Origin of the sequence: Kribbella sp. NBC_00359 (assembly GCF_036097425.1) — a bacterium.
Classification (GTDB): domain Bacteria; phylum Actinomycetota; class Actinomycetes; order Propionibacteriales; family Kribbellaceae; genus Kribbella.
In genome coordinates, this window is sequence record NZ_CP107975.1 from 8,251,567 (window position 1) to 8,274,982 (window position 23,416).

At 69.1% G+C, this 23,416-nt stretch carries 18 protein-coding genes; 7 read left to right on the plus strand and 11 right to left on the minus strand.

Features of this window, described 5'->3' with window-relative positions; genetic code table 11:
- Nucleotides 1–22 precede the first annotated feature (22 nt).
- On the minus strand, nt 23–622 hold the full coding sequence (locus tag OG876_RS39990) for a nucleotidyltransferase family protein (protein ID WP_328521937.1): 600 nt from the start codon (nt 620–622) through the stop codon (nt 23–25).
- Between the two features lie 73 nt (nt 623–695).
- Between OG876_RS39990 and nadA the strand changes: the two genes are divergently transcribed.
- Complete coding sequence (gene nadA / locus OG876_RS39995) at nt 696–1,886, plus strand: quinolinate synthase NadA (protein ID WP_328521938.1); 1,191 nt, start codon at nt 696–698, stop codon at nt 1,884–1,886.
- Between the two features lie 178 nt (nt 1,887–2,064).
- On the opposite strand, the gene OG876_RS40000 is transcribed toward nadA, so the two are convergent.
- The 6 genes from OG876_RS40000 to OG876_RS40025 form a co-directional block, all read right to left on the minus strand.
- The gene (locus OG876_RS40000) at nt 2,065–3,006 is read right to left on the minus strand and encodes a type IV toxin-antitoxin system AbiEi family antitoxin domain-containing protein (protein WP_328521939.1); all 942 of its coding nucleotides are present in this window, start codon (nt 3,004–3,006) and stop codon (nt 2,065–2,067) included.
- A 193-nt stretch (nt 3,007–3,199) separates the two neighbouring features.
- Nucleotides 3,200–4,387 (minus strand): glycosyltransferase, encoded by a 1,188-nt coding sequence (locus tag OG876_RS40005; RefSeq protein WP_328521940.1) that lies wholly within the window; start codon nt 4,385–4,387, stop codon nt 3,200–3,202.
- Nucleotides 4,387–4,803, minus strand: a complete 417-nt coding sequence (locus OG876_RS40010; RefSeq protein WP_328521941.1) for an adenylyltransferase/cytidyltransferase family protein — start codon at nt 4,801–4,803, stop codon at nt 4,387–4,389. The genes OG876_RS40005 and OG876_RS40010 overlap by 1 nt, the downstream gene beginning before the upstream one ends.
- Nucleotides 4,803–5,534, minus strand: a complete 732-nt coding sequence (locus OG876_RS40015; RefSeq protein WP_328521942.1) for a CDP-alcohol phosphatidyltransferase family protein — start codon at nt 5,532–5,534, stop codon at nt 4,803–4,805. The genes OG876_RS40010 and OG876_RS40015 overlap by 1 nt, the downstream gene beginning before the upstream one ends.
- The gene (locus OG876_RS40020; protein ID WP_328521943.1) at nt 5,531–5,956 is read right to left on the minus strand and encodes an adenylyltransferase/cytidyltransferase family protein; all 426 of its coding nucleotides are present in this window, start codon (nt 5,954–5,956) and stop codon (nt 5,531–5,533) included. The genes OG876_RS40015 and OG876_RS40020 overlap by 4 nt, the downstream gene beginning before the upstream one ends.
- Nucleotides 5,957–6,056: 100 nt before the next feature.
- A complete protein-coding gene (locus tag OG876_RS40025; RefSeq protein ID WP_328521944.1) occupies nt 6,057–7,280 on the minus strand; it encodes a glycosyltransferase family 4 protein in 1,224 nt (407 codons plus the stop codon).
- Nucleotides 7,281–7,401: 121 nt separating this feature from the next.
- On the opposite strand from OG876_RS40025, the gene OG876_RS40030 reads away from it, so the two are divergent.
- Nucleotides 7,402–9,042 carry a right-handed parallel beta-helix repeat-containing protein gene (locus OG876_RS40030; RefSeq protein WP_328521945.1) on the plus strand — a complete coding sequence of 547 codons (1,641 nt, stop codon included), beginning with the start codon at nt 7,402–7,404 and terminating at the stop codon, nt 9,040–9,042.
- A 133-nt stretch (nt 9,043–9,175) separates the two neighbouring features.
- The gene (locus OG876_RS40035; RefSeq protein ID WP_328521946.1) at nt 9,176–10,771 is read left to right on the plus strand and encodes a right-handed parallel beta-helix repeat-containing protein; all 1,596 of its coding nucleotides are present in this window, start codon (nt 9,176–9,178) and stop codon (nt 10,769–10,771) included.
- Here OG876_RS40035 and OG876_RS40040 read toward each other — a convergent pair.
- Nucleotides 10,743–12,128, minus strand: coding sequence for a mannitol dehydrogenase family protein (locus OG876_RS40040; RefSeq protein ID WP_328521947.1), 1,386 nt, complete (start codon nt 12,126–12,128; stop codon nt 10,743–10,745). The two genes, OG876_RS40035 and OG876_RS40040, sit on opposite strands and share 29 nt — an antisense overlap.
- Nucleotides 12,129–12,214: 86 nt before the next feature.
- On the minus strand, nt 12,215–13,204 hold the full coding sequence (locus tag OG876_RS40045) for a LacI family DNA-binding transcriptional regulator (RefSeq protein WP_328521948.1): 990 nt from the start codon (nt 13,202–13,204) through the stop codon (nt 12,215–12,217).
- Between the two features lie 171 nt (nt 13,205–13,375).
- Between OG876_RS40045 and uxaC the strand changes: the two genes are divergently transcribed.
- The gene (gene uxaC, locus OG876_RS40050) at nt 13,376–14,782 is read left to right on the plus strand and encodes a glucuronate isomerase (protein ID WP_328521949.1); all 1,407 of its coding nucleotides are present in this window, start codon (nt 13,376–13,378) and stop codon (nt 14,780–14,782) included.
- A gap of 81 nt (nt 14,783–14,863) precedes the next feature.
- On the plus strand, nt 14,864–16,399 hold the full coding sequence (locus OG876_RS40055; protein ID WP_328521950.1) for a right-handed parallel beta-helix repeat-containing protein: 1,536 nt from the start codon (nt 14,864–14,866) through the stop codon (nt 16,397–16,399).
- Here OG876_RS40055 and OG876_RS40060 read toward each other — a convergent pair.
- Complete coding sequence (locus tag OG876_RS40060) at nt 16,385–17,683, minus strand: O-antigen ligase family protein (protein WP_328521951.1); 1,299 nt, start codon at nt 17,681–17,683, stop codon at nt 16,385–16,387. The two genes, OG876_RS40055 and OG876_RS40060, sit on opposite strands and share 15 nt — an antisense overlap.
- 2 nt (nt 17,684–17,685) lie before the next feature.
- The gene (locus OG876_RS40065; RefSeq protein WP_328521952.1) at nt 17,686–19,311 is read right to left on the minus strand and encodes a Wzz/FepE/Etk N-terminal domain-containing protein; all 1,626 of its coding nucleotides are present in this window, start codon (nt 19,309–19,311) and stop codon (nt 17,686–17,688) included.
- Between the two features lie 172 nt (nt 19,312–19,483).
- Between OG876_RS40065 and OG876_RS40070 the strand changes: the two genes are divergently transcribed.
- Both OG876_RS40070 and OG876_RS40075 read left to right on the plus strand, forming a co-directional pair.
- Complete coding sequence (locus OG876_RS40070) at nt 19,484–21,703, plus strand: LamG-like jellyroll fold domain-containing protein (RefSeq protein WP_328521953.1); 2,220 nt, start codon at nt 19,484–19,486, stop codon at nt 21,701–21,703.
- A gap of 143 nt (nt 21,704–21,846) precedes the next feature.
- Entirely contained in the window at nt 21,847–23,373 is a 1,527-nt protein-coding gene (locus OG876_RS40075; RefSeq protein ID WP_328521954.1) for a fibronectin type III domain-containing protein, read from the plus strand.
- The last annotated feature ends 43 nt before the right edge of the window (nt 23,374–23,416 follow it).

The window sequence follows — 23,416 nt, forward strand, 5'->3', positions numbered from 1 at the left end:
CGTCACCCCGGGATGCCAAGGCTCAGCCCGGCCGGTGTCCCTCCGGCAGTTGCCCGACGGTGTCCACGTCCGCACCCTCCGCGAGATCAGAACACTCGATCTCCACCACTTCGTGCCGCTTGAGGTACGCGCGGGCGCCCTCGTCCCCCCGTGCCGTCGCGATCACGCCGTCCCAGTGGTCCTGTCCGAGCAGCACGGGGTGCCCAGGCTGTCCGCCGTACACGGCCCGTACCAGCGCCGACCGGCTCCCGGCGGCAGCAACCCGCCGGATGACGGCGGCCGTCAGGCCCGGAACGTCAACCGGGACCACGAGGACGGCGTCGATCCCAGCGTCGGCTCTGGCTACGGTTCGCAGGGTCGTCAGGCCGGCGCGGAGTGAAGCACCCATGCCCTCGGCCCAATCGGTTGCCTCGACCACCTCGACCGGATCGGCCGCGAGCTCGGCCCGTACTTGGTCCGCGGCGGCTCCGACCACGACAAGGACGGGCGAGCAACCAGCGGCGTCGAGCAGCCGCGAGGCGCGCACCACCCAGGTGACCCCGTCCGGGTCGTGAACCAGCGCCTTGGGGCTGCCCATCCGGCGGCCCGCTCCGGCGGCGAGCACCATTCCTGCGATCTTCACTCTCGGAGGGTAGCGATTTCACAGTCTGGGCAGTGACGTGTACCACGCAGTGGTGGGGGTGGGGCATGGCACGATGTTTGACGTGACGACTACTGCGGCCGGCCCCAAGGCTCTTCCTCTGCTGTTCCTGGGACAGAACACCGACCCGCACTCGGAGCGGGGAGTCGAGTGCCCGGGAGCGTTGCCGCCGGCGTCCGACCCGGATCTGGTCGAGCGGGCGCTGAAGGCGAAGGCGGCGCTGGGTGACCAGGTGTTCGTGCTCGGGCACCACTACCAGCGCGACGAGGTGATCCAGTTCGCGGACGTCACCGGTGACTCGTTCAAGCTGGCCCGGGACGCGGCCAACCGGCCGGAAGCGCCGTACATCGTGTTCTGCGGCGTGCACTTCATGGCCGAGTCCGCGGACATCCTCACCAACGACGAGCAGACCGTGATCCTGCCGGACCTGGCGGCCGGCTGCTCGATGGCGGACATGGCCCGGATCCAGCAGGTCGAGGCGGCCTGGGACGCGCTCGCCGACGCCGGGGTCGCGGACGTGACCGTGCCCGTCACCTACATGAACTCCAGCGCCGACATCAAGGCGTTCTGCGGCCGCAACGGCGGCGCGGTGTGTACGTCGAGCAACGCGGACACCGCGCTCGAGTGGGCGTTCGAGCAGGGCGAGAAGGTGCTGTTCCTGCCGGACCAGCACCTCGGCCGCAACACCGCCGTACTGAAGATGGGCATCTCGCTCGACGAGTGCGTGGTGTATGACCCGCACAAGCCGGGTGGCGGACTGACCCGTGAGCAACTGGCCGCGGCGAAGGTGATCCTCTGGCGCGGGCACTGCTCGGTGCACGGGCGGTTCACAGCCGAGTCTGTGGACGACGTACGGGCGCGAGTCCCAGGTGTCAACGTGATCGTGCACCCCGAGTGCCGGCACGACGTCGTGACCAAGGCGGACCTCGTCGGCTCGACGGAGTACATCATCCAGACCCTCGAGACGGCCGAGCCCGGTACGTCGTGGGCCGTCGGCACCGAGCTGAACCTGGTCCAGCGGCTGGCCAAGCAGCACACCGACAAGAACATCGTGTTCCTGGACAAGGCGGTCTGCTACTGCGCCACGATGAACCGGATCGACCTCCCGCACTTCGTCTGGGCGCTGGAGAACCTGGTCGCCGGCCACGTCGTCAACCCGATCAAGGTCGACCCGGACACCGAGAAGTACGCCAAGCTCGCACTAGACCGCATGCTCGCCCTCCCCGGCAAAACCGCCCGCGACTAACCACCGGCTCACCCGAACTGGCGGGCTCCCGTTTCAGGGGTCAACCCCGGAAGTGGCGGGTTGCCCCCGCGAAATTCGGCTGCCGAACCCACCACCTCCGGGGTCAACCCCTCAAGTGGTCAGGAGGCGGGCAGGCGGCCGGCGTGGGTGGGTGGGTGGGTGGGTGGGTGGGTGGGTGTCAGGCGGTACGGCGTGAGCGAGTGAAGGCGGCCCGGATTCGAGACACGACGCGGGACGGATGATCTAAGTCTGACCAGGTGGTCCGGACGACCTGCAGACCCAGAGCACGCAGACGATCCTCACGAGCCTTCTCCCGGGTCAGCACGTCCGGCGATCCCCCGGCGTACTTGAACATGCCGTCGAACTCGACAACCGTCTCGTACCCCGGAAAGTCGAAGTCGACCCGGGCGATGAAGCCGTCCTCGTCCTCGTACACAGCCTGCAGCACCGGCCTCGGCAAGCCGTGGTTGTACATCAGCACCCGCAGTCGCGACTCGCCGACGGACTCCGACCGGCCGTCGCCGAACCCGATCGCCGACCGCGCAGTGGGACTTCCCGGCCAGAACTCTGTCAGCCCCAGCAGCCTGAGCAACTCTTCCTCTCCGAGAGCGTGATCCCGCAACGCGGCATCCACGATGACAACAGCGGCCTCGAAAGACGTCGTACAGGCAGTCTCCAGCACAGCGCGCGCGAGCGTCGTGACGGGCAGGCCGTCGCGCTCGGTCAGGTCGGCCGACGACAGCCTGCCGCGGTGGTACCGGACACCGGCCACCGGACCGCTGTGCCTTCGCTCGTCCAGCCGGCTGAGCTGAACCTCGGACAAGTCGAGACCCCACTGCGGCAACTCGTGCAGAACGAGCGCCGACTGGTGGCTGACGGCAACGGATCCGGGCCGCAACGAGTTCATCGCCGCATGCACGAGGCGTCGATGTCGATGGAGCTGCCGGTCCCAGGGCGGCAATGCGGTCAGGTCGACCGTCTCGGCGTACCGGCCATGGCGGACGCGTTCCCACCGGCCGACCCGAACACGGTCACGGATCTCCTGCAGCGTGTACCCGGATGCCAGGGCCTGACTCCGGCTGAACACCCCACCCTGACTCGCCGCGACCAGTTTCAGCATCGGATTCACCCACCCAGGATCGCCGGAGCCGCCCCCTCCCCGCCTCCCCGGCCGCCACCCCTGTGGAAAACCCCGACCCGGCAGTCGACCCAAAATCAGGGGCTGACCCCTCAACATGTGGGTTGCGCCAGGGGATTTTGGGTCCGCAACCCGCATGATCACGGGTTGACCCCTGAAACGGGGCCGGCCACGGCTACTGGGAGACGCGGGCTGGGGTGTACCAGGTGGCGAGGATGTCGGGGAGGCGGTCGGGGCCCCAGCGGTCGACCGGGGTGATGCGGCCGCGGAGGGATGCGAGGCCTTTGGCGAGTTCGCCGACGACGTCGCCTCGCCACGAGACCGCGATGCCTTCACCCGGGCCGACGATGACGGCCGGTCCGCCGCGGTCGACGCAGACGACCGGGCATCCGGACGCCAGCGCCTCGGTCACCGCCCAGCCGGCCGCCTCGCGCAGCGCCGGCGCGAGCAGGGCGTCGGCGCGGAACATCGCCGCGAGCACGTCCTCCCGCGGCAGCTGACCCGTGAACTCGACCCGGTCGCGGACCCCGATCTCCTCGGCCAGCCGCTCCGCGCGCCGCCAGTCCGGCCCGTCGCCGATGATCCGCAGCTCCCAGTTCGCCGCCTCCGGACGCGCCAGTGCGCTGATCCCGAGCAGCACGCCCTTCCACGGGATCAGCCGCCCGACGAACAGCGCGGTCTTGATGCCCGGGGCACCGAACGGCTCGTACGGCCCGGACGCGGTGAAGCGTCGGATCGCCACATTCGGCTGCACCGCGATCTCCCGCGCGTACGGGCGGAACGCCTCGGCCACATCATTGTTCTGGGCAACCATCAGGTCGGCGCTCTGGGCCAGCTTCCGGCCCGTGACGCGACGCCGGATGCCGGTGAAGGCACGCCGTACCAGCTCGGCCGTCAGCCCACGCGGACCGAGCCAGTGCGCCATCGACAGCGGCGCCGTGGTCGACCCGCCGACCGGACCCCAGATCACCTTGGCCGACGACGGCTCGACCACGCCGGCGGACATCCAGTCGACCGCGAAGGTCAGATGGTGGATCACGTCGAAGGTGTGCTGCGCGTGCAACTCCCGGGCGGTACGCCGGGCCAGCCCCTGCCACAGCGGGTAGTACCAGTACACGTCCGACGGCCGGCGCCGCAGCCGCAGCAGCCACTTCGGCAGCTCGAGCGGTACGACGGTCAGCCCCGGAACCGGCCGGATCGCCAGCTCCTCGGCGATCTCGTGCGCGAACTTGCCCCGGGTCAGCAGCCACACGTCGTGATCGCGTGCGGCGGCCTTCGCCCAGGCCCAGCCGGCCCCCGGTTCCGAGCCACCCTGCGGCCGGCATGCGTAGGCACTCAGCAGAACCTTCGGCCGGGCCGGCATCAGCTCATCCCCTCCAGGAGCCTGCGCAGATCGGTGCTGGACGTCGAAGCGGTGTACGGGAAATAGTGCACCCGCGCGCCGACCTCGCCGAGCAGCCTCTCCAGTCTCATCCCCTTCTCGGTGCCCTTCCAGTCATCACCTTTGAAAAGAACGTCGTACCGGAGCTGTTTCCACATCTCGAACTTGTCGCTGGACCAGTCGCTGACCACCTCGTCGACCAGGCCGAGCGCCCGGACGACGTCCATCCGCTCGTCGTGCGGGACCACCGGCGGGCGACCCTTGATCCGGGCCACCACGTCGTCCTCGACGACGCCGGCGATCAGGTGGTCGCACTGCTCGCGGGCCCGGCGCAGGATGTTCAGGTGGCCGATGTGGAACATGTCGTAGACCCCGGGCGCGTAGCCGACGATCCCCATCAGGCGCTCACCCCCGGCTGCAGCGCGGCCATCTCGCGATACCACTTGGCGATCGCGGCCGCGAGGAAGAGCAGGTTGGCCGCGAGCAGAGCGCCGTACAGGACGATGAACAGCGACGGCGTGCCGAAAGCCAGGAACACCAGGCACAGGACGCCGTAGTCGGTCGGTGCGATGAGCAACGACTTGAGCACGGAATCGCCACGCTGGTTGGGCTGCTGCGCGCCGCCGTGCCGCCGGCGCAGCTGGTCGATCAGGATCAGCCCGAAGAACAGCACCGACGACATGCAGACGTAGGCCAGCGGGACCAGCAGCACCAACTCATTGCTGAAGGCATCGAAGCGGTAGAACGAGATCAGTACGGCGCTGTGCAGCAGGACGATCTTGATCGAGTCGATCATGTGGTCGAGCCACTCACCGAGCGGCGACCCGCCACCGCGCAACCGGGCCAGCTGTCCGTCGGCGGAGTCCAACCCGTACCCGAGCACCAGCAGCGCGGTCACCGCGAGCGCCAGCGGCAACGACGGTCGAACCAGAGCGATCAAGACGATGCCGATCAGGGAACAGAAGCCGGAAGCCAGGCTGACCTGGTTCGGCGTCCGGTGCCCGAGGAAGGCGGCCGCCGCGAACACCCGGCCAATCCGCCGATTCACGAACCGCGAGTACGCCGGCGTACCCGCCGAAGGCTTCTGCGCCCGGGACAGCTGTCCAACCGTCTCCCGCAACGTGCTCATGCGACGGAACTGCGGGACTGGCGCTGGTCGATGGCGGCGCGCAGGATCGGGCTGCGGGAACCGCGGCCGGCCGGCAGGACAGTGATCAGCGCCGGCGGGATCCCGTCGAGCTCGTCCACCCCGAGCACACCGTCCAGGCGACTGGCGGCGAACACGGTCCGGACCCCCAGGACGTCGGTCAGCCACTCCGGCCGTACGCCGTCCACGACGACCACCTCGTCGACACACCGCAGGTTCTCGAGGATCTGGGCCCGCTCGACCAGCGGGACGAACGGCCTCGCACCCCAGGCGTCCAGCGCCCACTCGTCGGTCAGCACTCCGACGACCAGCCGGTCGCAGGTGCGGCGAGCCCGCTCGAGTACGTCGACATGGCCGACGTGGAACAGGTCGAAGACCCCGGCCACACATCCGATCCGCGGCAAGCTTCCATCCCCCAACAAAAGCGCTGTCCCCTGCGACTCTCGGACGGAGCCGTGTGTCGATGTGCCCGGTGCGACGCGGCCCCCCACGTCAGCGGTGACTTTATACCGTTCGCGCACGGCCCGCCCAGCGTCCCCGTCGGGTCCGGCCGCTGTCCGCGTGCCGGGCGATCGCATCGGTGTAGATCCTCTCCGTGGCCGCGAGGTCACGCTCCGGGGTGAAGCGATCGAGATAGACCTGTCGGGCTCGTTCGCCGAAGGCTATCGAAGTCTCGGGATCAGCGACCAACCCCATCGCCTTCCGCAGTCCCTCCGGATCGCCGGGCTCGGCCAGCGCCCCGGTCTCACCGTCGTCGACCAGCTCCGCGAGCGCGCCGAGCCGGGACGCAACCACCGGCACGCCGTGCGCGAACGCCTCCACCACCACGAGTCCGAAGCTTTCATACGAACGCGCCGGTACGACGGCGGCGCGCGCGGACCGGAGCACATCCATACCGGCGGCCCAAGGCAGCTGACCAAGCACCTGAACAGACGGGTCCCGCCGAGCCCGTTCCTCCGCCTCGGCACGCAGCGGACCGTCGCCCACGACGACCAGCTTGCCGAGTGAGGAGTCCCACGCCTGCAGGAGATCCGCGAACCCCTTGTCCTCGACCAGCCGGCCGAGGAACACCACCGCCTCCCCCGCACCACTGCGCACCGCGCCGGCGTGCGGTACGGCGTGCGGCTTGACCACGAACTGATCTGGGTCGTAGCCGGCGGCGACGTACCGGTCCCGGACGAACTCGGATGGCACGACCAGCGTGGTGACGTACCGCTGCCAGGTGTGCAGCGTGTTGTGCACGCCGATACTCGTGGCCAGCGGCAACGTCTGTACGCGCGACTCCCGATAGCAACTGTGCCGGACGGCGGCCAGCGGAAGCTTGCCCACACAGGACTCGCATGGCCGGCCGTCGCGCTGCAGGACCGCGTTGGCGCACAGCAGCCGGAAGTTGTGCAGCGTCGCCACGACCGGCAGGTCCAGCCGGTACGCCGCGCGCAGCACCGAGGCGCTGAACAGCGGGAACGTGTTGTGGATGTGCACCACATCGGGCCGCTGCGCCTGCAATAGATGTGTTAAATCGCGTTCCGCCGAAAATGACCAGACGGAGTGGAACGGTAACAGTGCGCGATTTTTTCGGCTCATCGCGGCGATATCGTCGCTGTTCCGGGCGTACAGGTCGATCTCATGTCCTGAGTTACGCAATAAATCAACCGTTTGCGCGACGACGGTGTTCTCGCCACTGGGTTGACCCGTCCGGTAACGGTTGTGCAACATGGCGACCCGCATGGCACTACCTTAAGTCTCGCGGTGGCTACACCTGGTTCACGGGGTAATGCAACGCCCGGAGGGTGCATTGAGGAAGTTGTGGTTCGCAGCGCTTATCGCCGCTGCGCTCGCCGTCGTTACCGTGGCGCTCCCCGTCATCGCCAACGAGAACAACGCGACAACCGCGGCCAAGTCACGCTCCGCCGACTCGGCGGCCTCCCGCGTCCTTCCCTCGCACCGCGTCCCCAAGACGCCCGGCGCGCCGGCGAGCAAGCCGCCGAAGGCGACCCGGACAGCCGGTCCCTCGACGAAGCCGAGCACGACCCGGCCGAGCGCCAAGAAGCCGCAAACCACGACCCCCACTCCCTCAGTTCCGACGGTCCCCACCGTGGACTCCGACGAGGCGGGTCCGGCTGTCGCCGGTCCGTGCAGCGGCGTGGTGATCAAGCCGAGCGACGACGCCCAGTCGATCATCAACGCCAAGCCCGCCGGTACGACGTTCTGCTTCGCCGCCGGAGTGCACCGGATCGCGCAGACCCTTCGTCCCAAGGCGGACCAGGTGCTGGCGAGCGCGGACCGCGCCGTCCTCAGCGGGTCTGTACCGCTGACCGGATGGGCCAAGTCCAGTGCGAACTGGGTGGTGCGTGGAGCGCTACCCGCGGCGTACGGGATGAGCGGGCAGTGTGAGGACAACAAGGCGAACGTCTGCTACCTGCGGGAGCAGGTCTTCGTCGACGGCACGCACCTGACCCGGGTCGCGAGCGCCTCCGCGGTCTCCGACGGCAGTTTCTACGCCGACTACGCGGCGAACGCGATCTACGTCGGCAGCAACCCGGCCGGGCATGCGGTGGAGATGTCGAAGACCGCGACCGCGATCGAGTCGGGCGCGACCGGCGTGGTCGTGCGCGGCCTCACCATCGAGCACTTCGCCAGCGCACCCCAGGCGGGCGCCCTGGTGTCCGGGCCCGGCTGGAAGGTGACCGCCAACGACGTCCGCTGGAACCACGCCGTCGGCGTGATGCTGGTCAAGGCCAACAACACGAAGGTGGACAAGAACCTGATCCACCACAACGGCCAGCTCGGCCTGGGCCAGTACAGCTCGGCCGCGGCATCCGTGACCCGCAACGTGATCAGCTCCAACAACACCGACGGCTTCTGGATCGCCGACTGGGAGTCCGGCGGGATCAAGTCGACCCGGTCCTCCGGCACCGTCAGCGGGAACGTGATCAAGGCCAACCTGGGCATCGGGATGTGGGCCGACGTCGCCGACGACGGCCGGGTGATCAGCTCCAACCAGATCGTCGGCAACGCCGCCGACGGGATCCGCTTCGAGATCAGCCGCAACGGCACGATCGAGAACAACACGGTCAGCGGCAACGGTTTCGGCACCGGCCGCGGCTCGGGTACGTCGCTGTGGGACGGCGGCGGGATCAACATCAACACCTCGTCCGGCGTGACCGTCAGCGGCAACAAGGTGTCCGGCAACGTCAACGGCATCACGATCCAGTCCCGCACCCGCGGCACCGGGCCGTGGGGCACGTACCTGCTGCGCGACATCCGCGTCAGCGGGAACACGATCGAGATGACCAGCGGCACCCAGGCGACCGGCATGGTGCAGAACTCCGGCTCCCCGATCCCGGCCGGCGAAGTCGTTTTCAGCGGCAACAAGTACGTGCTGGACGCGCTCGGCGCGCAGCGGTTCGCCATGGCCGGCACCAAGCTGACCGCGGCCGGCTGGCGCGACGCGGGGCTGGACACGGTCGGCAGCTTCCTCGCGAACTGATCGCTTGCCGACCGCAACATATTTGTGCACTACGTATTGCCACGACTACCTGAGGTAGTAGTAGTCTGCGAAGCGAAGCCGCGCCATGGGGGGTGCGCTCAGGGCTCACCTGTGCCACCGGAGGCTCCGCTCTATGAAGACAGCTACCGCAGTTCTGGCGATCGTTGCAGCAGGCACCTTTGCCGCCGCCGTCACCGCCCTGCCGGCGCACGGCGTGCCGGCCGACGACCCGATCGACCTGATCCCCGGACTGCTGCCCGATGATCAGTCCGCCACTCCCCCGCCGGCCGACGGTACCTTCGCCACCGGCCCGTCGCAGGCGCCGGCCTGCACCGGCGTCACGATCACGCCCGCCCAGGACGCCGCGACGATCGTCGACGACGCCCCGGCGGGTACGACGTTCTGCTTCACGGCCGGCCTGCACCGGCTCGCCGAGACGATCCACCCGAAGGCGAACCAGGTGCTCGCCAGCGACCGGGGCGCCGTACTCACGGGATCGGTCCGGCTGACCAAGTGGTCGGCGAACAACGGCGACTGGGTGACCACGGGAGCCTTGCCCCCGGCGTACGCGCGGACCGGGCAGTGCGAGGACAACACGGCGAACATCTGTTACCTGGCCGAGCAGCTTTTTCTGGACAGCAAACACCTGACCCGGGTGGCAATGCGCGACAAGGTTGCCCCGGGCACCTTCTACGCCGACTATGCGGCGAACGCGATCTACCTCGGGAGCAACCCGGCCGGGCACGCGGTGGAGATGTCGAGGACGCCGACCGCGATCGAGTCCAGTGCGACCGGCGTCACGGTGCGCGGGCTGACGATCGAACACTTCGCCACCCCGCCGCAGGGTGGTGCGGTGGTGCTCGGGCTGGGCTGGAAGGTGATCGCCAACGACATCCGCTGGAACCACGCGGTCGGCGCGATGCTGGTGAACGCGGACAACGCCGTACTCGAGCGGAACCACATCCACTCCAACGGCCAGCTCGGCGTCGGCCAGTACAGCACGAAGGCCGCGTCGATCGCGGCCAACGAGGTCAGCTACAACAACACCGACGGCTTCTGGATCGCGGACTGGGAGTCGGGCGGGATCAAGACCACCTGGTCCAGCGGCGGCCGGGTGAGCGGCAACCTGATCCAGTACAACCGCGGCGTCGGGCTGTGGAGCGACGCGTACGACGACGGCCGCACCTTCGCCGGCAACCAGATCGTCGACAACGCGGCGGACGGGATCCGCTACGAGATCGGCCGGAACGGCGTGATCGAGGACAACGCGATCACGGGCAACGGCTTCGGTACCGGCCGCGGCTCGGGGACGTCGCTGTGGGACGGCGGCGGGATCAACATCAACACGTCGTCGAACGTGCAGGTCCGCGACAACGTGGTCGCGAACAACGTGAACGGCATCTCGATCCAGTCCCGCACCCGCGGCTCCGGCCCCTGGGGACAGAACGTGCTCCGCGACATCGTTGTCTCCGGCAACCAGGTGACGATGCGCGGCGGCACCACCGCGACCGGCATGGTGCAGAACTCCGGCGCCGCCATCCCAGCCGGCGAGGTCGCGCTGAACGGGAACACCTACATCCTCGACAGCCTGACCGCCGAGCGGTTCCAGAAGGCCGGCCAGTGGTACACCGCGCAGCAGTGGCGCCGGACCGGCCAGGACACCACGAGCGCCTTCAGGATCGGGCAGGCGATCCTGGACGCTACGGGCGTGCTGACGACAGGGCGCTGACATGCTCGACCAGCAGCTCGCGGAACACCGCTGAGTCGCGCAGGTCGGGTGTGAAGATGGAATCCACGCCCAGCAACGCGTCGACCACGGCGGCCGGCTTGCTCATCCCCGCGATCGCGGCCCTGAGCCGGTCCGCCTGCGGGTCGTCCAAGGCCGGAGTCTTCAGCACGTAGACCATCCAGGCCGCGACGGCGAGCGAGATGACCCGCGGCTCGGCTCCCGCGGCCAGGCGGTCGCGGACCGTGCCGAGCATCCGGACCGGCAGTTTCACCGAGCCGTCCATCGCGACCTGCGTGGTCCGATGCTTCAATGCCGGGTTGGCGAACCGCTCCAGCACGCTCGCGCCGTACTCGGCCAGGTCGAGGCCGTCGGGCGGGGTCAGGGTCGGTGCGACGTCCTCGGTCATCAGTGCGCGGGCCAGCGTGGACAACTCTTCGTCCTGGACCGCCTCCGCGATGGTCTCGTATCCGCGCAGTGCGCCGAGGTAGGCGAGCATCGAGTGGGTGGCGTTGAGCATCCGCAGCTTCGCCTGCTCCCACGGCGCCACGTCCGCCGTCAGCACCGCGCCGCCCCGCTCCCACGCGGGTCGGTCGCCGGCGAAGTCGTCCTCGATCACCCACTGCAGGAACGGCTCCGCAACCACGACAGCCTCGTCGCGTACGCCGAGCAGCCGGGCAGCCTCATCCCGGTCGGCCTCGGTCGTCGCCGGCACGATCCGGTCCACCATGCTGGCCGGGAATCGGGTCGCCTCGAACACGTCGGGAACCTTGCCCAGGGCCTCGAAGTAGTCCGTCACCAGCTTCCGCAGGAAGGGGCCGTTCGCAACCAGGTTGTCGCAGGACACGATCGTCAACGGCTCGCCCCGCCGCGCCAGTCCGGCGGCGAGCTGACCGACGACGGTCCGCGGCGGCCGGCCGGTCAGGTCCGCCTGGATCTCGGGATCGTTCAGGTCGAGCCCGGTGCCGGCGGCGCGATAGCCCTTCTCGGTCACCGTCAGCGTCACCACGGACACCGCCGGATCCGCGATCCGGGCGACCACCGCCTCCGGGTCCTCCGGTGCGGTCAGGACCTCGCGGATGCTCCCGATCACCTGCACCGACGGATCACCGAGTCCGCGCTCCAGAACGGCGTACAGGCCGTCCTGGGGTGCAAGCTGGTCCCGGACCGTCGCGGAGCGCTGGCTGATACCGGCGATCCCCCACCGGGTCTCACCGCTGACGACCGCGGCCCGCTCGGTGACCACGGCCTGGTGGGCGCGATGGAACGCACCGAGTCCGAGGTGGACGACGCCGACCGACAACGCGCGCGGGTCGACCTCCGGGCGGACCGGGAGGTTGGTGAGGTTCAGCCTGCTCATATGACCTCTTTCATTCTGAGGGTTCTGCCTTTTCCTTGGATCAGGGGCGGACCCGGCGTACTGACCGGGATTGATCACCAGGCGGATCAGGAACCAGGCGCGGGGCCGGTGGAGTCGCGGACGACGAGTTCGCCGTGCAGGGTGCCACGGGTGTCGACGGAGCCGTCCGGGTCGTCGAGCAGGGTCAGCAGGAGCTCGACCGCGATCCGGCCGGCCTCCTGTTTCGGCAGCCGGACCGTGGTCAACGCGGGCCGGGCCATCCGGGACATCGCGATGTCGTCGACGCCGACCACACTCAGATCGCCGGGCACCGAGATGCCCCGGGCGTGCAGGCGGGCCAGCAACCCGATCGCGACCAGGTCGTTGTAGGTGATGACCGCGGTGGCGCCCGTGGCGACGACCTGATCCGCCGCGGCGATGCCACCTTCGTACGTCGGTGCGAAGTTGCCGACCGGGGTCAGTGTGGCGCCGTGCTCCTCGACCGCGTTGCGCAGGCCGAGACCGCGATGCTGGGTCGACCAGGACTTGACCGGTCCACCGACCCAGGCGATCCGGCGATGGCCCAGCGCGACCAGATGGGCGACGGCCTGGCGCATGCCTTCCTCGTTGTCGTACGTGATGCCGGGGATGCCCTCGGCCGCGCGGTTGACCAGGACGACGTTGGTGTCCTGGGCGATCGCGGACAGCTCGGCGTCACTCGCCCGGGGCGAGCAGAGGACCACTCCGTCGACCTGCTTGGACAGCGCACGGACGAGACCGACCTCCGCCACCGCGTCCTCGTCGGTGTCCGCGACGAAGACGGCGACGTCGGACCGGCGGGCGCGGGCTTGCACGCCCTTGGTCAGGCTGGCGAAGAACGGGTTGGCGAGATCGGGCACGACCAGGCCGATCGTGCCGGTCCGGCCAGTGATCAGACCGCGGGCGGCGCGGTTCGGCAGATAACCGAGCTGCTCGACCGCGGCGGCCACCCGGGCCCGGGTCGCGGCGTTGACCATCCCCGGCATCGAGATCGCCCGGGACACGGTGGATGCCGACACACCCGCAAGCCGCGCCACATCCCGGATCGTCGCCGGCATGGTCACCTCCTCGGGGCTTGAGTCTGCAATCGGTTGCAGTGGTGTGTCAAGCGCTCACTGCGGATCCGGCGTTTGGCCGTTGATTCGCCTTGTGGACAAGTACTTGTGCGGACATGGGAGCACTGCAATCCTTTGCAGAGTTAGTTGCAGCCACTGTGAACCGGAGGACCCATGCCGAAGGCCCTGCAGCCTCATCCGGACCGCGCCCTGCCCGCCGGCGAGGCCCGTGACGTTGCGCGCCGGATCCACGCGTCGACGAAGGACCTGCCGCTGCTGTGCCTGCACGGGCACGTCGACATCAGTCTGTTCGCGACCGACGCGCCGTTCGGCGACCCGGCCGAGCTGCTGGTCGTGCCGGACCACTACGTCACCCGGATGCTGATTTCCCAAGGCATCTCCCCCGACCGCCTCGGACTTCCGCGCCGCGACGTCAAGACGACGGCGGACCCGCGCGAGATCTGGCGGGAGTTCTGCGCGAACTGGCACCTCTTCCTCGGGACCCCGAGCCGGTACTGGCTGGAGCATGAGTTCGCCGAGGTCCTCGGCGTGACCACGCATCCGTCGGCCGAGACCGCGGACGAGCTGTACGACCAGATCTCTGCGCGGCTCGCCGAGCCGGAGTTCCGGCCCCGGGCGCTGCTCGACCGGTTCGGGATCGAGCTGATCTCGACCACCGATGCCGCGACGGACGACCTCGCCCAGCACGCGAAGCTGGCGGCGGACCTGCCCGGCCGGGTGATCCCGACCTTCCGACCGGATGCCGTCGTCCATCTGGATCGGCCCGGCTGGCCCGGGCTGGCGGAGCAGCTGGGCGCGCTGGCCGAGGTCGACACCTCGACGTACGACGGTTACCTGCAGGCGATCCGGCAGCGGCGGCAGACCTTTGTTGCGGCGGGTGCGCGGGCGACGGACCACGGTCATCTGAGTGCGGCCGCCGTACCGCTGTCCGATGGGGAGGCGTCGCGGATCTATGCGAGCGCGTTGAAGGGTGACGTGTCGGCCGAGGAGGCGGCGGCGTTCGCTGGGCACATGCTGTACCAGTCGGCGGTGATGTCGGCCGAGGACGGCCTGGTGATGCAGTTGCATCCGGGCGTCCTGCGGGATCACGATCCGGCGATCCATGCGACGTACGGGCCGGACCAGGGGCACGACATCCCGGTGGCGACGGAGTTCACTCGCTCGCTGCGGCCGTTGCTCGAGCGGTTCGGCCACGCTGCCGGCTTCCGGATCGTGCTGTTCACCGTGGACGAGACGGTCTACTCGCGGGAGCTCGCGCCGCTGGCGGGCGTGTATCCGGCGGTGCGGCTCGGCGCGCCGTGGTGGTTCTTGGACAGCCCGGACGGGATGCGCCGCTTCCGCGAGCTCGTCACCGAGACGGCGGGCTTCTACAACACCTCCGGCTTCGTCGACGACACCCGTGCGTTCCTCTCGATCCCGGCCCGGCACGACCTGGCCCGGCGGATCGACGCCGGCTACCTGGCCAACCTGGTCGTGCAGCACCGCCTCGACGAGGACGATGCTCTGCAGGTCGCGCAGGACCTCGCCTACAACCTCGCCCGCGACACCTACCTCGCCTAGTCAGGCACCGCTTCGTCCGCGCACCCCTCCGGCGGGTAGTCTCTCGCAGATCTGTTCGCCGGGGTGCGTGAAGGGACGTGGATGAGGCGTCGTGGTGTCGCGGCGGGTGGTGCCGTGCTGGTGTTGCTGCTCGCGGGCTGCTCGGACTCCGGGAGTACCGGCAAGCCGCCGGAATCGGCTCCGTCGGCTACGTCCACGGTGACCGTGCCAACGGGTCCGCCTGCCGCGGCCGCCGCAGCGCTAGGACCGACAGGTCCTGGTACGGCGAAGCCCTGCCGGGGAATCGCGATCCCCGTCGGCACGGATCCGCAGACAGTGATCGACCCCTCCCCCGAGGGCAGCGTGTTCTGCTTCGCCAAAGGTGTGCATCGGATCAGCAAGGCGATCCGGCCGCGGACCGGCGACACGTTGGGTGGCGGTGCGGGCGTCGTACTCACGGGATCCGTGCGGCTGAGCGGGTGGAAGCTCGCCGGTCATGCGTGGGTGGTGCGTGGAGTCCTGCCGGCGGCGTACCCGCTCAAGGGACAGTGTGAGGACAACAAGGACAAGCCGTGTCAGCTCGGGGAGCAGGTCTTCGTCGACGGCAAGCATCTGACCCGCGTGATGAGCCTGAACCAGCTGACGCCGGGCACGTTCTTCGGCGACTACGAGACGAACGCCGTGTACGTCGGGGACGACCCGGATGGCCGTGACGTCGAGCTGTCGCGCACGCAGACGGCGATCGAGAAGTCGGCGGACGACATCACGGTGACCGGGCTGACCATCGAGCACTTCGCGAGCCGGCCGCAGGGTGGTGCGTTGCAGGTCGGTCGCGGGTGGAAGGTGAGCGCGAACGAGGTCCGCTGGAACCACGCGGTCGGGATCATGGTGATCGAGGGCGACGGCGCCGAGGTGAGCCGGAACACTGTCGCGGACAACGGGCAGCTCGGAATCGGGCAGTACAAGTCGGCCGGCGTACGCATCACCGCGAACCTGGTCACCCGGAACAACACCGACGGGTTCTGGATCGCGGACTGGGAGTCCGGCGGGATCAAGTCGACCCGGTCGTCGGGTGAGGTGTCGGGCAACGACATCGTGGCGAACCGCGGGATCGGGATGTGGAGCGACATCGCCGAGTACGACCGGCGGATCACCGGGAACCGGATCCGGGACAACGCGGCCGACGGGATCCGCTACGAGATCAGCTACCAGGCGGTGATCGACCAGAACGTGGTCGAGAACAACGGCTTCGGCACCGGGCGCGGCTCCGGCGGAACCCTGTGGGACGGCGGCGGCATCAACGTCAACACCTCGTCGGACGTGCAGGTCCGCGGCAACCTGGTGAAGGCCAACCGCAACGGCATCTCGCTGCAGTCCCGCACCCGGGGCGACGGCCCGCGCGGCACCTACGTCCTGTCCAACGTCCTCATCGAAGGCAACCTGGTCGTCCTGAGCGCCACCGCCACCACCGGCGTCGTCGAGAACAAGGGCTCCCCCACCAAACCCGACGCCATCACCTTCCGGCGCAACAGCTACCAGCTCGCGGGTACGCCCGACCGCTTCGCCTACCGCGGCAAGACCATGACCTGGGACCAATGGCAGCAATCAGGCTTCGACCAGGACTCAGTAAGTAGCTAGAGCTCTGGATCGGTGGCGTATTCGGTCGGCGTCGCAGACGGCGGCGGCCACCAGTAGGTGCAGGGTCATGGAGCTGAGGTCGGAGAGGCCGCTTTCGTTGAGGGACGCGGCAGTGACGTAGCCGAGCAGGAGGGCTCCGCAGGCGCGGATGTACGGCGTCGGCGCGCGGAGGACCGAGATCCAGGCCAGGACCAGCGCCAGCCCGACGATGATGACGGCGAGCAGGCCGGTCTCCCAGTAGAGGCCGAGCCAGCTGTTGTCGATCGCCATCACATCGATGTCGCCCTCACCGCGGCGCAGCAGCACCCGTTTGTTGCCGAGCCCGTGGCCGATGATCGCGGTCTGGATGGACACCTTCTCGTCCAGCACCGCCTGCCAGCTCGTGGTCCGCCCGCTCAGCGAACTGATCTGCTGCGTCCCCTGCCCACGCAACAACCAGGTGTGCAACGACCCGATGGTCAAGAACGCGATCCCGAGCAGCCCAGGCACTACCAGACTGGCGATCCGTCCGGCCCAGGTCTTCCGGGTGATGACCAGCGCGATCACCAGCCCGAAGGCGACCGCCGCCGCCGACGTCCGGGTCCGGCTCGCCGCGATCAGTACGCCGCCCAGCCCGATCAACGCGCCCGCCGGGAGCAGGGAGAGCTTCCGGCAGAGCAGCCCGATCAGCGCCAGCCCGAGCAGGACCGCGCCGACCTCACCCACCCGCGGCGGCAGCATCGGGATGATCACACCCTGCAGGCGGTACCCGGTGCCGAGTGAGCTCAACGGCCGCCAGGCCTGCGACGGCGCGTACGCCAGACTCAGCACGACCGTTGCCGCCAGCAACAGATGGGCCCACAGATGCGCCCGGACCAGCCGCTCCGGGACCTGCACCAGCGGCCGCCAGAGCAGGAACACCAGCACCAGCCCGATCAGGAACCGCGCCAGCCGCGTCAACGGCCCGAGCGGCTCCGCCAGCAGGAAGGCGGTGGCGCAGGCGAACAGCACGTACATCACGTACATCGTGCCGGCCGGATTGACCCGGGTCCGGAAGCCCGGCTTGGTCGCGGCCAGGGCGATCAGGAAGATGGCCCCCAGCAACAACCCCTTCATCACGCTGTTCGTCGAGCCCGTTGTGCCCTGCGGCGCGGCGACCCGCGACGACCACGGCTGGACGCCGAGGACGAACAGGCACCACAGCATCAGCCAGAACCAGGCCGGCTTCTCGATCTCCCCCGCGACCGTCCCCGGCACCGGTGGCGCCAGCCCGGTGCCACCGCGGTACGTCGTCGTGGGTCGCATCGTCAGCGCATCGGCGCGACAGCCGAGTCGAGTGGCTTGTAGTTCAGCGGGATCCCGAGCGTCTCGTCATGCGACGAAGCGCCGATCAGTACGACGCCCAGCACCGGAGCACCCGCGAACTGCAGAGCACCGGTGAGCCGCGCGACGTCCATCTCCTTGTCGAGGCCGACCTGCACCACGAGCACCGACGCGTCGACGGCGGCCGCCAGCGGCGTGATCCCGTGCCGCCCGACCGACGCCGGCCCGTGGATCACCACGGAGTACCCGGGCGGCAGGTCCGCCACGATGCCCGGCACCAGCGACGGGCCAACGGCCTCCGCCGTCTCCTCGTGGTTCAGCCCGGGCGGCAGCACATACAGGTCCGCGACCGTCCCCGGCCGGAACAGCTTCCGCGCCCGGATCGCCCGCGTCGCCGCCGGCTCCATCACCAGGTCGGTCAGCCCCTCGTGCCCGGTCAGATGCGGCAGCACCGGCGGACCCTCGATGTCCGCCAGGACCAGCAGGGTCTCGCGACCGTCGCGAGCGTTCGCCTCGGCCATCGCCAGCGCGATACCGGCCGAGTTCGGCGTGGGCGAGGCCGAGACCACCAGCAGCGCACCCGGGCCGCCACCGGCGAAGGCCCGCGGGTTGAGTTCCCGGCGAGCCAGCGCCCCGCTCGCCTCGGCGCCCAGGGCGGTGATCTCGTACTGCGGTAGTTCGGGGGCGGCCCGGTGCCAGAACCGGCGGCGGTGGCCCTCGGAAGCCGCGATGACCGGCGAGCTCGCGGCGCGCGCCGCCTGGTCACGGGTCAGGATGTACGGCGTCAGGTGCGACCGGAGCAGTGCGAGTCCGAAGCCCAGCACCAGGCCGAGGATGCCGCCGACGAGGATGTCGCGGGCAACCATCGGCGACGAGCTCGCGGTGTCGGTCGTGGCCGGCGTGGCCAACTGGCTGCCTGCGCCGACGGCGGTCAGCGCCTTGAGCATCGCGGCCGAGTCGTCGGCGGCCTGGCGGGCCTCGGTGGCCAGCCCGACGCGCTGGTCCCGGTACGCTGCGGCGGTCTGGTTGTCGCCTCGCTGGACCGCCTCGTCGATCTGGCTGACCAGGCTGCGCGACTGCTTGTTCGCCGCTGTCGCTCGGTCCTGCGCCTGCGCCGCGAGGTTCGTCAGGAGTGCCTTGGCCTCGTCGTTGCGCTGCTTGAGGTAGATGGTCGAGATCGCGTTGGCCCGCTCGACCGCCTTCGCCGCGGTCGGGCCGTCGGTGGTGACCAGGTAGGCGTTGTCGGTGACGGCCTTCACCCGGGTCACCGAAGCCAGGTCCTGAAGAGTCTGGTCGTCGTCCGGCATGCCCAGCGACTGCACCACGGCCCGCAGCAACGTCGGGCTGGCCATCACCCGGGCCTGCGTCTCGGCCGGCAGGTCCATGCCGAGCGGACCGGTCTTGTCCGAGCTGGTCGACAACTTCCCGACCAGGGCCGGCGGGACCGCCGGGCCGATCACCAGCTGGCTCGAGGCGGTCCACCGCGTCGTCTGGGAGAGCGCGAACACGGAGGCGCCGACCAGTCCGAGCAGGATGCAGCCCATGATCAGCCACTTCTGCCGTAGCAGTGACTGGGCGGTCTCCCGCCAGACCACTGTGCCCGGTTCCATCCGATACCTCACTCCCTCGCGCCAGCGCCCCAGGATATAGGCACACCGGGGCGGTGTGGACACAGCATCTCGTCCTGTGCCCTACTCTCTTCCTCAGAGTTCTCGGGGGCAGGTGGGAACTATCTACGGCGCCGTGGGTGGCGCCCGTGTGTCCGAGGGGGGACATCGCAGGATGAAGAAGAGATGGACGTTCGCGCGTCTGGGGGTCGTGGGCGCTCTGATCGCCGGGTCACTGGTCGTCGTGCTCGCGCCGCCGGCGCAGAGCACCGGGGCCTCGCTCGCGGCGACCGCCAGTGCGAGCTGGCAGACCAACGGCAGCGTGCAGGGCATCGCGGTCGCGGCCGGCAAGGCGTACGCCGGCGGCCGGTTCACCAGCGTCCGCCCGCCGGGCGCGGCGGCCGGGACCGGCGAGGTCGGCCAGGCGTACCTGGCCGCGTTCGACGCCTCCACAGGGGCACTGGTCAGCTCGTTCAACCCGGTCCTGAACGGTCAGGTCTACGCGGTGGCCGCCACCGCGGACGGCTCGCGGATCTTCGTCGGCGGTGACTTCACCACCGTGAACGGCCAGACCCGGAACCGGATCGCCGCCTTCGACACCGCCACCGGCGCCCTGGTCGCGAACTGGAAGCCCTCGGTGTCCTTCCGGGTGAAGTCGATCGCCGTGTCCGGTACGACGGTCTACTTCGGCGGCTCGTTCGGCCTGGTGAACGGCCTGGACCGGCTCCGGCTCGCGGCCGTCAGCACCGATCTCGGCACCCTGTTGCCCTGGGCACCCGCGGTGAACGGCGACGTGTATGCCGTGGATGTCGCCGACGACGCGTCCAAGGTGTACGCCGGTGGCCAGTTCAGTACCGTCAACGGCACCAACCAGAACACCGTGACCAGCCTCGACCCGGCGACCGGTGGCGTCCTGCCGTTCCCGGGCGCGTCCGCGGTCCCGCCGCCGAACGGCTCCTGCACCACGCGGGTGAAGTCGATCGACGCGAGCGGCGACACCGTGTACTTCGGCAACGGCGGTGACGGCGGCGGCTGCTTCGACGGCACCTGGGCGGTCGACATCGCGACGAACACGCTGAAGTGGAAGAACCAGTGCCTGGGCGCTACCGAGGCGGTCAAGGTCGTCAACGGCTGGCTCTACAAGGGCTCGCACGCCCACGACTGCGCCAACCAGGGTGCGGGCGGCTTCCCGCAGGGATTCGACTACCGCTTCCTGCTGAGCGAGAAGCTGACCGACGGGTCGCTCGGTCCGTGGTTCCCGAACACCGACGCCGACCCGAACAGCGTCACCAACGTCGGCCCCCTGGCCTTCGCGACCGGCGGGAACGACCTGTGGGTCGGCGGCGACTTCCTGCACGTGAACGACGTGGCCCAGCAGGGCCTGACCCACTTCACGAACGCGGCCCCGGGTGCGGCTCCGGCCAAGCCGGCCAAGTTGCTTCCCTACAGCGTCCAGCCGGGCGTGGTGCAGATCAACTTCCCGACCGTGCTCGACAACGACGACAGCACACTGACCTACCGGCTGCTCAAGGGCTTCAGCAACACCACGATCGCGACCGCGACCGCCACCTCGAAGCCCTGGGACCGGCCCTGGCTGCACTTCACCGATTCCACCGCGGTTCCGGGTGAGGTGACGAACTACCGGGTCGAGGTGACCGACGGCAGTACGACGGTCCGCGGCAACTACTCCGACCCGATCACGGTCGCCACCACGGCGTCGACGGCGTACGACCAGATCCTCAACGCCGACGGCCCGCAGGCGTACTGGCGCCTCGGTGAAGCGGCTGGTACGACGACCTCCGTCGACGCCTCGGGTCAGAGCAACAACGGCACCTTCACCGGCGTCACGCTGGGCACCGCGGGCGCCGTTGCCGGCAACACGGCCATGACGATCAGCACCACCTCGGGCCGGATGGTCGGCGAGAAGGCGTACAGCATGCCGCAGCAGTTCACGGTCGAGGCGTGGGTCAAGCAGAGCGGCGTCAACCGCGGCGGCCGGATCATCGGCTTCGGCAACTCGAAGACCGGGAACAGCGGCGGTGGCGGCGACCGGATGCTCTACATGCGCACCAACGGCTCGATCGTCTTCGGCGTGAACGACGGCACCCAACGCACCCTGACCAGCGTCTCGGGCAAGAACGACGGACTGTGGCATCACGTCGTCGGCAGCTACGACAACGGCATGATGAAGCTGTACGTCGACGGCGCGCCGGCCGGCAGTGCCCAGGTCGGACCGGCGTCGGTGTACTACGGCTGGTGGCGCGTCGGGTACGACAACACCAACACCTGGCCAGGTGGCGGAGCGACCCAGACCGGAATGGGAATCGACGAGGCCGCGGTCTATCCCTACGCGCTCACTCCGGTGCAAGTGCAGTCTCACTACTCGGCCCGCTGACCAGGTCTTACTGGGAGTTCTGCCACAAAGTCATAACGCGAGGAGGAGGTCCGCTTCCCGTGGACCTCCTCCAGCGCTAGTGTCCGCCTCTGGTGCGTGATGAGGCACGTGCTGTTCGACCCCCGCCTGTCCGAAGGACATCAATGAAGAAGTTAGTGCTGGCCCTTGTCACCGGCGCGGCTGTACTGGCCGCGGCGCTGATCCCCTCCGGACCGCCGGTGGAGGCGGCGACTCCGGGCTTCGCCTCCGCTGTCTCGGCGATCAAGCAGACCTCGTGGCAGACCAACAACAGCGTGAACGCGATCGCGATCTCGGGGAACACCGTGTTCGCCGGTGGTCTGTTCACCCGGATCCGGCAGCCAGGCAAGCCGGCCGGCCAGGGGGAGGCCGCCCGCACCTACGTCGCTGCGTTCAACCGCACCACCGGCGCACCGACCTCGTTCGCGCCGGTCCTGAACGGCCCGGTCTACAGCATCGCCACCAGCCCGGACGGCAACTGGGTGGTGATCGGCGGCGACTTCACCACCGTCAACGGCGTCAAGCGGAGCAAGATCGCGATGTTCTCGGTCGTCACCGGCAAGATGGTGTCGGCCTGGGACCCGGTCGTCGCGGCCCGTGTCAAGGCGCTGGCGATCTACGGCAACAGCGTGTTCATCGGCGGCGCGTTCACCAAGATCGACGGCGCGGTTCGCAACCGGCTCGGCGCGGTCCGGCTGATCCAGGGCGACCTGCTGCCGTGGAACCCGAACGCCAACAGCGACGTGTACGCGATCGACGTGTCCGACAACGGCACGCGGGTCTTCGTCGGTGGTCCGTTCAGCACGATCAACGGCAAGGACCACTACTCGCTGGCGATGGTGAACAACACCACCGGCGCGGCCTTCGCCTTCCCGGCCGCGGCGGCGATCCCGAAGCCGACCGCTACCTGCACCACCCGGGTGAAGGACATCGACACCCTCGGCGACAACGTCTACGTCTCCAACGGTGGTGACGGCGGCGGCTGCTACGACGGCGTACTGGCCGCGCAGGTGTCGACCGGCAAGCTGCTGTGGCAGAACAAGTGCCTGGGCGCGACCGAGGCGATCAAGGCGATCGGCAGCTGGCTCTACAAGGGCTCGCACGCGCATGACTGCTCGTCGTCGCCGAACGGTTTCGGCAACGGCACCGGGACGCACTACCTGCTGGTCGAGAGCGCCATCAACGGCAACCTCGGCCCCTGGTACCCGAACACCGATGCGAACCAGAGCAGCACCACCCAGGTCGGTCCGCTGGCGATGGCCGGTACTGCCACGGACCTGTGGGTCGGTGGTGACTTCCTGCACGTGAACGGCAAGGTCCAGCAGGGCCTGACCCGGTTCACGAACGCGCCGGGTGGCGCGGCTCCCGCCGTACCGAAGGCGCCGATGGTCACCGCGACGTCGTCCGGCCGGGTGTACGTGAAGTACTCCGACGTATACGACGTGGACAACATCTCGCTGACGTACAACGTGTTCCGGGGATCGACGAACGTCGGTTCGGCCAAGTACTCCACGTACTACTGGCAGCTGCGGAAGTCCTACACCGTGACCGACCGGGGACTGAAGCGCGGGTCGACGTACACGTACCACATCGAGGTCCACGACGGGCGCAACATCATGAAGAGCCCGTCGGTGAGCGTGAAGATTCCGTAGGAACGGTTCGGAAACGAAGGGGTCTGCCTTTTCGGGCAGACCC